Source organism: Nocardia sp. NPDC050413, from assembly GCF_040655475.1.
GTDB classification, from domain to species: domain Bacteria; phylum Actinomycetota; class Actinomycetes; order Mycobacteriales; family Mycobacteriaceae; genus Nocardia; species Nocardia coubleae.
The window spans coordinates 138,076-145,177 of sequence record NZ_JBFAJZ010000013.1; the positions used below are offsets into that span (position 1 = coordinate 138,076).

4 protein-coding genes are annotated in these 7,102 nt (G+C 60.0%); 2 read left to right on the forward strand and 2 right to left on the reverse strand.

Annotation, left to right across the window (positions count from 1 at the left end; all coding sequences use genetic code 11):
* Positions 1-287: 287 nt before the first annotated feature.
* Positions 288-4,373, reverse strand: coding sequence for a helix-turn-helix domain-containing protein (locus AB0I19_RS25505; RefSeq protein WP_357151796.1), 4,086 nt, complete (start codon positions 4,371-4,373; stop codon positions 288-290).
* Positions 4,374-4,525: 152 nt separating this feature from the next.
* Between AB0I19_RS25505 and AB0I19_RS25510 the strand changes: the two genes are divergently transcribed.
* Positions 4,526-5,293, forward strand: coding sequence for a hypothetical protein (locus tag AB0I19_RS25510; RefSeq protein ID WP_357151799.1), 768 nt, complete (start codon positions 4,526-4,528; stop codon positions 5,291-5,293).
* A gap of 205 nt (positions 5,294-5,498) precedes the next feature.
* Here AB0I19_RS25510 and AB0I19_RS25515 read toward each other — a convergent pair whose 3' ends face one another.
* Positions 5,499-6,362: an HNH endonuclease signature motif containing protein gene (locus AB0I19_RS25515; RefSeq protein WP_357151802.1), complete on the reverse strand. Its 864-nt coding sequence runs from the start codon at positions 6,360-6,362 to the stop codon at positions 5,499-5,501.
* 219 nt (positions 6,363-6,581) lie between these two features.
* On the opposite strand from AB0I19_RS25515, the gene AB0I19_RS25520 reads away from it, so the two are divergent.
* Positions 6,582-7,102, forward strand: a 521-nt coding sequence (locus tag AB0I19_RS25520; RefSeq protein WP_357151805.1) for a hypothetical protein, incomplete at its 3' end; no start/stop codon positions are given.

The window sequence follows — 7,102 nt, forward strand, 5'->3', positions numbered from 1 at the left end:
ACGGCCTTTGTTACTCGTTCACTGCCATGCTTCCAGTGCTGCATCTAGGGCGGAGCCCAATTTCCGTCATCGGATGCGGCCTGACGCAGCCGTAGCATCAGATCGTCGTCGATGCCTGTCGAGAGCTTGGACTTACTGGCTGTGCTGGCGTAGGGGGTTAGCGGGCTTCCGACTTTGTTTCTCAGTCGGTGTCACCAATCCGTCTTCCGAGTCGATGAACCGGGACAGCGTCACCAACGCCGAAGGTAAACCGTGTAGCGATGAGGCAGCGAGGAGCCTGTGCTGTTTCACCACTCCCTGTGGTCGTCTCGGTCGTGATCGATGTCGTGTGCAATTGTTTGTGCAGCCGATTCGCTGAGGGACCGATAGAACCGAGTTGCTGGTGACGCTAGGGGCAGAGTATTGGCGATTTGTGCGCATTCGTCGCGGAGGCGGAGATCCTCGGGGTATGGCTGGCCCGGTGTTCCGTGCCTTGAACCGGTCATCGCTGAGCACCAAAACGCCCTTTCCATGACCGCCAAGGTGGTGGTGCCGTAGCGCGCGGCTGAGGCGAGGGCTTCGGATACGAAGCTGATGTGTTGGAAAACGAGGTCCTGCGGTGCGGAATTCAGAACGTAGGCGAGGGTTCGCACCTCGGGTTCGCCGCCGGTGCGCAGGTTTTCCAGCAGCGCTGACAGCACTGGCTCGTCGAAAGCGCCGACTGCGGCCATGAAGAGGTCACCGCCCGTTCCATGATGCTGCGATGTATCTCTTTGGGCGAGCCAGGACAGGAGTTCGCGCAGGATTGTCAAGAAGTCTGGACGCTCGCGAAAGGCGAGGGGCTCATGCCAATGGAAAGGGATCGGTTGGTAGCCTCGGACACGTCCCCTAGTCTCGTCGATCTCGATGCGCGTACGTAGAATATGCAGGGCGACATCGGTTGGTTCAGAGGAGCGTTGCCGAAGGAAGCGCATGATCCAGTGATCATCAATATTCGGCAGTGTCGTGAGCTGAGATAATATGGACGCTCGTTGTTGATTATCGAGGTTCGCCCAAGAAAGTTTGCTACTTGGCGCAGAGATAACCATGAACACCTGGCTTGCCGCGCGTGGCGAGTCCGCAAATCGAATTTCCGTTAGAAGTCTGTTCGCGACAGGCAGATTCGTCGGGGCGATGGCGTTCGCGGCTCCCGCTGTCGCTTCTCTGACCCGGCTGTCTGGATGACGTGCGAAGGACTCCAGTAATTGCAACTCGCCGTTGTAAAGTACGCAGATACTCCGGTCTCTGCGGGCGAGGCCGAGCGCGGTGTCTGTTTGCACCGTGGCCGTGGGATGATTCAGCAGACGTCGCACAGTCGATGGCAGTAGTTCGGGGCGACGAGTACCGATCAGATCGACCACCGTTGATGTGAGTGTGCCAAGGGGGGATTCGGTGTTGTCGAACAGGCGGTCAACCACGATGTCGGCCAGGGTGTTCCGTTGATCGAAGAGTGCACGAAGTAGCTGCCTGCCGCCACTGGGGTCGCGATCGAACACCTCGAATTCTCGTTGGATGCGGTCTTCGATGAGGGATACCAGCGTGTGATCGTCTGCTGCGCCGACCGCTCGCGCCGCGATTCGTTCGAGCCGTTCAGCAGTGGCGCGTTCGAATTCTCCGTTTTCTGTACCTTTTTCCCGGATAAGGTTTCCCCAGCCGTCGTGAAGCTGGAGTGCGATGTCAAAATCGACTGTATCCGGTATCGCCCCAAGAAGGGCTTCGACTGCATCGTGTACGGGTCCTTGCCCGTACTGGGCGTGCCAGTGAACGGCATCGAGGACAGCCAGGTAAACCACGGGATCGGGTTCCGTCGAGCGGAGAGCAGCGAGAAGTCCTTCGATTGTCGAGAGAAAGTCGGTATCCCAGCTGCGCCGCTCCTCGGGTTCGACCCGACGTCCGAAGCCGCCAGTAGGGTACCGCAACGCCAAGGCGATGAACTCGGCGCCTGCGACACCCCGACGGTTGTTGCCGGAGCGGATCTGGGCAAGAGCGAGTTCGATCGCGCGGCGACGAAGCGCGTGCACCACACCTTGATTGATTGCGAACGGATAGAACGACAGACGGTAATCGTGGTACCGCTCGTAGTGGCTCTCGGTAGCGACCAGTGGCTCGATGGCTCGGAGGGGTGAGTGCCTCGACTCGGTTGCCGACCACTGTTCGGCGAGGTCTAGCACGGTGATGCTATACGCTAGGTGTTTGTTGGGAGCATAAGCGGCGATCTCGTGAAGTACGTTGAGTGGCTGGTTTCCGTGTTGGTTGATTTCGGGCTGCTCCGCCTGTGTCAACTCCCACAGGATCGCGCAGGCGAGCGGTATCGCTTCGCTGTCGCGTGCAGCGACACGGAGGACTGCGGGAATTTCATTGAGGACGTCTCGCCATGTCTGACGAAAGAATTCTGGAACGTCCATACTGGAGGGGAGCGTGTCGAGAGGGTTATCCAGCATCCACCGCACCGCGTCGATTGCCTTCAACGGCCGAAAAGCGGCGACGCGGCGAAGTAGATTGAGAATTCGCAGATAAGTTTCGATCGTGCGTGTTTCCAGACTGCGCTGAACCGTAGTCCATAACGGCTCAGCCGTACGGCTCAATCGGTGGTCGACTTGCCAATCGACACGGGACACGTTGACGAAAACGTTCTCCAGCACCTCATCGCGGGCTATCGCCAGGACTTCTGATAAATATCCGGTGTCGACGTCAGCCCGCTCGTCAAAACATGCTCGGGCAAGCACAATGTCACCTAAGAGATCGGGAACGATCCGGACCGAGTCGCCGCGCCGGATGAGCACACCGGAGTCTTCCAGGCTGCGCAAGTGGGGACTGATACGGCTGAAGGAGACCCCGACCAGTTCGGCTATCGCTTCCCGGAAGCTGTCGCTTCCACTGCGGAAGGGTTGGAGCAACGCTACGGCGTCGAGGACCGCGGTCCGACGTTCCTGGCCGCCGTGTGCCGCCGCTGCTATTAGCGCTGCGCGGTAGCCGTCGAGTATGTGGTCGCGTAGGCGGCTGTCTTGTTCGAGATCGCGTGGTGCCAACGCGCCGGATTGAATGAGTTGCCCGCCGATCGTGGTGGCCAGTGGACAATCCCGAGTGAGCATCGCAAGTCGGTCGGCAAAGACATCGCACTCAGGTCCGAGTGCTGCCTTGGCGAGAGCAGTTGCTTCGTCCTGACTCAAGTCGTCGAGAGTGACCGACGGTAGCTCGGACAACAGGAATCCGGCGCGGCCGAGATCCCGGGCAAGATCGTGCTTTCCGTAGGGGCGGCAGGCGATCAGCATCCGCGTATCGGGATTGCGGGTTTGCGCTTGCGACACGATCTGACCGAGATCGCCGCGTGCGTGAGCATCGTCGACAATCAGCAAAGACTTGCCGTATGAAGGCAATTGTGCGAATGCCGCCGGATCAGTGATCGAGTCTTGTGGCAACATGCGTACGGACCAGTCCTCAGCCTCGAATTTCTCTGCGACCGACCGCAGCAGACGCGTTTTTCCGATACCGCCCCGGCCGTACAAGATCGCGATCGCGGGATCACCGCTCACCAGCGCATTTTCCAACGCCGCCAACTCATTCTGACGTCCCGATAGGGTCCAGCTGTGGGTAAATGTAGCAGAGCCTGAAGTAGAGGCATAAAACTGCGCGACTGAAAGCCATGGGCTGGGCCGGGGGATATCGAGAAACGCCTCGCGGTGGTTCGGAAAGTATGTATCTACGAACCGTATGCCCTCATCGAGAGACATCTGGCGGCGGACATATCTTGACAGGTCTTCGCCGTCCCAGAGTTCCCAGTTCGGGACGCCGTCGATAGCGTCGCGCGCAGCAGCCGTCGCGGTGCTACGCGCAAGAAAGAGATAGTTTTGCGGCGCGGGTTCTACGACGGCATCGATAGCGTCTCGGACATCCTGGGGTCCGAACTGTGCTCGGCGCTTGCACTGGCCGGTTGCACCACGCCTTCCATCGACCTTGACGAGTAGGTCGATCCCGTCCTGGGTCTCCCCGGACCCGCCGTATCGGGACGCATGACCTCCCGGGTAAAGATGCTCAAGGATATCGAGGCACGCAAACTCAAATCGCTCCGGCGACAGCTGGGAAAAGGGCAAAGTTTGCGAGAGAGCCCGCACCGGCAAGGTGAGCTCATCGGCCGAATCGGCAACCGCGCCGTATCCCGCCGCTGCCAGCACATCCTCGACCGACAGTCCCAGCACGTCGGCAACCTTCACCACAACCGCCCGTCGCGGCCGGCCGACTCCGCGCTCCCACCTGCTCACCGCCTTCTGACCAACACCGACGGCCTGTCCAAAGCCCTTCTGGTCCAGCCCGAGACGCCGCCTACCCTCGGCCAGCATCGCAGCGAACGTCTCCATAGCCGTATGGTACGCATCCGGATCGTAGAGCCCTGACCACCGCGTTCCGCAGATTCGAGCGCTGACATGTGTTCTTCGAAGGCTGTAGACCGCTATGAGTAGTTAAGACCCGCCCCGCTTGCTCGAGAAACAGCTGGCGTAGAAATAGCATCGTGCCAACGAAATACGCAGAAGGCGAAACGGTCTTCGTGCCCGCTGCCCGCCTTGGAGATGCCGGTCGGGCGCCGTACGCCCTTGTGCCCAGGAAGATCCTCGGTTTCGAGGACCGGTCGGCGATCGTAAACGATCTCGACAACGAGCCAACCAAAGTCGCAGTCCGCCATCTTCATCCTGGTTCGCTCGGTTTCATGCTGCTTCGCATCGGTGATCTAAGAACAGAGCAGACCTTGCTAGACCCCCTCGCCAAGAGCATGTTGCATTTTCTTCGACTTTTGCTCCCCGACAACGACGTCCACACCCTGAGCGTTCGCACGCTGCCGGAGCTAGTTCAGTGGTGGTCGGTCAACGCGTCTGCAATCAGTCACGTAATTTTGATCGGTCACGGGACTCCGGACAGCATCCAGTTCGTGGAGCCGCGGGCATCCGTGACAGGACGACAGCTGGGCATCTCGTTGGGTAACGCCAAACCTGGATGCTCACCGAAGGTCTTCATCTCGCTTTCATGCCACACCGGAAAAACCGCTTTCGCACGCGAATTTAGCCGGACGCGGGTCTGCCGCGAGCTGGTGGCGCCTCTTCGATCGGTACATGGTGCTGGCGCGTCCCAGTACGCACAAACTCTCCTGACACACCATCTTCTCGAAGCAGTGGGATTCGCGGCAGCTCACCGCCGGGCAGTCGCCGCCAGCGTCAACGGATCACGATTCAGAAGATGGCGAGATGGCCACCATGAGGATCCTATCTCGGAGGCTCTCTGGTAGGTCTGGAGCAAGCACGTCGGTGGCGGGCCCGCCCCGGTAGGCATCAGGTCGCTGAGAGCGCGACGGGAGTGTATGGCCTGGCAGATTGCTATAGGTTAACTGGCGTGGGTTCGCCGTACCGCTTTGGCGTCGCGCCCGTGCGGAGCCCCAGCCTCAGCGCTACCGGTGTCTGGTCGGTATGGCGAGGATCGAGGTCCACGCGGGGCTACCGGCGCCGGAGTACGGCCGCCTTTTCGATCAGGTCGTCCAGCTTGTCCTCGGTCATGCCCGATTTCCAGATTGGCAGGTCGACTATCGACTGCCACGCCCCTTCGGCGCGGTCACCAGAGTCCGGACGAGCGTACGGTCGAAACCGTTTCGGCACAACGCCATTTTCTGTCGCAACTTTCACAATCCCAGAAACCAGAGTGTCAGTGGCGGTACACCACGTGGAACTCGACTTAGCCGTAATACATGGATCCGCGGAGCTGTCGTCAAAGAGGTGGGTCATGTGTAGTGGCGAATGAACCACGCCCAAATCAATACCTGCGGCACGAATTGTTGCTGGGGCCAGTCCATCGTTAGTCACAGTGACTCCTAGGAATCGTTCGGACACGGAGATTGGCAGGGCCGCAAGCATATTTAGCGGCACCGAAATCCGGGCGCTCTCGATGTAGGCCACGCCGACTGCTTCCACCCTGAGATCTGCTTGGGTCAACTGTTTCAGATACACGCTGATCTGCGCCACTTCAGCATCGGATAGCGTACGTACGCTGCCCTTCGAGACCTGATCGCGCTTCCACTCGAGAAGTTCCCCGGTCCGATATACCGACGCGTGGTCATCGACCGGTTTGTGATGCTTACCGCATAGTAGAAGAAGGTTTTCCTCCGTGTCGAGCAGATCTTTCGGATAGTTCGGATCGTAGCGAGGGCCCTTGATCTTCTTGGAGCGGATGTGAGCAATCGCGACATTGGGCGTCAGCATCCCGCGGTCTTCAAAGATCAACTCTTCGTTGCAGTTGGGGTAAGCGCACCGTGTCGCACGGCCGAACAATTTCTTGATCAATAGGGGGTCAGAAAGACCAGGCATCAGCCGATTCTACCCACCAGCTGGATCGTGGAGTGCCCAGCCACGTGCCCTCTCGTCGCACTACACGACCTGTCGACTCGCGCCTACTGGCGCTTCTCCCGATTCCCCGGCCGGCCAGAACGGATTCCAGTCATGACTACGATGCACTCACCCGTCAGCACACCGGTCGGTCAAGTCCGTCGTCCACCGTTTGACCGTCAAGCCGGTGTCGTTACGACCATGACCGCGGTGCTGGCCGGGGAACAGCAAATCGCGCTCGATGTCGTCGGTGCGGGCACTGGTGAAGCGCGGATCTTGGCGCGGTGGGGTCGGGTCGCGATGACTTTCACCGCGGCCGAACAAGTTCAGCGAATGTTGGGGCTGTTCGGGATGGCGCGCCACGCTGTGGTCGGTGTGGTCGACCGGGTACCGATGCCGGTGCTAGAAGATCCGATCTCCGATGTCGCGGTCTTTGCTGCGATCACCTGGACGCACACACCGACAGGCGCTGCGTCGGTGGAGCGGATGTATCACCTGGGGATGCGGCGCACGATCAGTTTCGTCGCGTTGACTCTTGGGCCGGTGGCTTTCCATATCCTTGATCGGGCTGGTCTCGATGGTGCGATCAAGGCGCTCGTGCGCGCGCATCAGCTGTCGGTGGCCGTCGGGGCTGCTGCAGGGGTAGGTGACAACCGAGATGGCTTGCCGAGAGGTAAGCCTGAGAGGATGTCGCAGTGCCCAAGCCGTATCCGAAAGAGTTC